This window comes from Moorena sp. SIO3I6 (assembly GCF_010672095.1).
Genome location: NZ_JAAHHU010001453.1, coordinates 1 through 1,260 on the forward strand (window position 1 = coordinate 1; position 1,260 = coordinate 1,260).

The 1,260-nt window shown below is 41.7% G+C and carries 2 protein-coding genes; both read right to left on the reverse strand.

Going from position 1 to position 1,260, the window contains the following annotated elements; genetic code table 11:
* Positions 1–102 precede the first annotated feature (102 nt).
* Entirely contained in the window at positions 103–396 is a 294-nt protein-coding gene (locus tag F6K49_RS50185) for a hypothetical protein (RefSeq protein WP_293110331.1), read from the reverse strand.
* A gap of 225 nt (positions 397–621) precedes the next feature.
* Positions 622–915 (reverse strand): hypothetical protein, encoded by a 294-nt coding sequence (locus F6K49_RS50190; RefSeq protein ID WP_293110333.1) that lies wholly within the window; start codon positions 913–915, stop codon positions 622–624.
* Positions 916–1,260: the final 345 nt, after the last annotated feature.

The window sequence follows — 1,260 nt, forward strand, 5'->3', positions numbered from 1 at the left end:
AGGGGGAAGCATTGGTCAGTAAATCTAGAGATGAATTTATCCTATATAGAAATGCTTACCCCCAGCAATCTGATCAGGTACTACGATTAGTCCCTACTAAGATTAGTTCACAAAAGCCACAGAAAGAGAAATTGCCGAAGAGCCGAAGGAATTGGCTTGAGCGTCAGTAATGGTTTCAGCCAGACTATCCTTACCAACAGCATCAGCGGTAGCTTCAGCAGTAGCGGCGTTGCCCCGAACCCTCACAAGAGACTCAAAGCGCTCTTTGATATTGACCCTTTTATTGATATCAATGTCCTTGAAATCGCGGAAGAATACACGTCCGGAGAATCCTGCGCCAATGATGTTAGTTTCTTCGTTAACAACTTCGATGTGATTTAGGTCAGAAATATTCATGGTTGGTCTGCTCTTTGGTTAGTTTTATGTTACTCAACAACTTGGTTGTTGTTACTTTTAGTCTACCGCTTCTTATTCAATTTGTCTCACTTGTCAAGCCAATTTGGCGGAAACTTGATTAAGTTTGGTAGGTGGGTTAGGTAGGTGGCTAAGCAAATGCTTAATCCTAGCAATCTTAGTAGGGAATACGGTTTAGTCCCTACTAAGATTTAGTCCCTACTAAGATTAGTCGACAAAAGCCACAGAAAGAGAAATTGCCGAAGAGCCGAAGGAATTAGCTTGAGCGTCAGTAATGGTTTCAGCCAGACTATCCTTACCTTTGGCATCAGCAGTAGCTTCAGCAGTAGCCGCGTTGCCCCGAACCTTCACAATAGACTCAAAGCGCTCTCTGATATTGACCCTTTTATTGATATCAATGTCCTTGCGATCTCTGAAGAATACACTTCCGGAGAATCCTGCACCAATGATGTTGGTTTCTTCGTTAACAACTTCGATGTGATTTAGGTCAGAAATATTCATGGTTGGTCTGCTCTTTGGTTAGTTTTATGTTACTCAACAACTTGGTTGCTGTTACTTTTATCCTACCGCTCTTACTTGAATTTGTCTGACTTGTCACGCCAATTTGGCGGAAACTTTAGCTCGACACTTTTAAGTTAGGTAGCTAACAACAACTTTGGGTTTGTTGTTACTTTTATCCTACCGCTCTTACTTGAATTTGTCTGACTTGTCACGCCAATTTGGCGGAAACTTTAGCTCGACACTTTTAAGTTAGGTAGCTAACAACAACTTTGGGTTTGTTGTTACTTTCATCCTACCGCTCTTACTTGAATTTGTCTCACTTGTCACGCCAATTTGGCGTGACAA

What these genes read in the sequence shown, in the direction of transcription:
- F6K49_RS50190 (WP_293110333.1), bottom strand. Translation starts at nt 915, where the DNA reads ATGAATATTTCTGACCTAAATCACATCGAAGTTGTTAACGAAGAAACC.
- F6K49_RS50185 (WP_293110331.1), bottom strand. Translation starts at nt 396, where the DNA reads ATGAATATTTCTGACCTAAATCACATCGAAGTTGTTAACGAAGAAACT.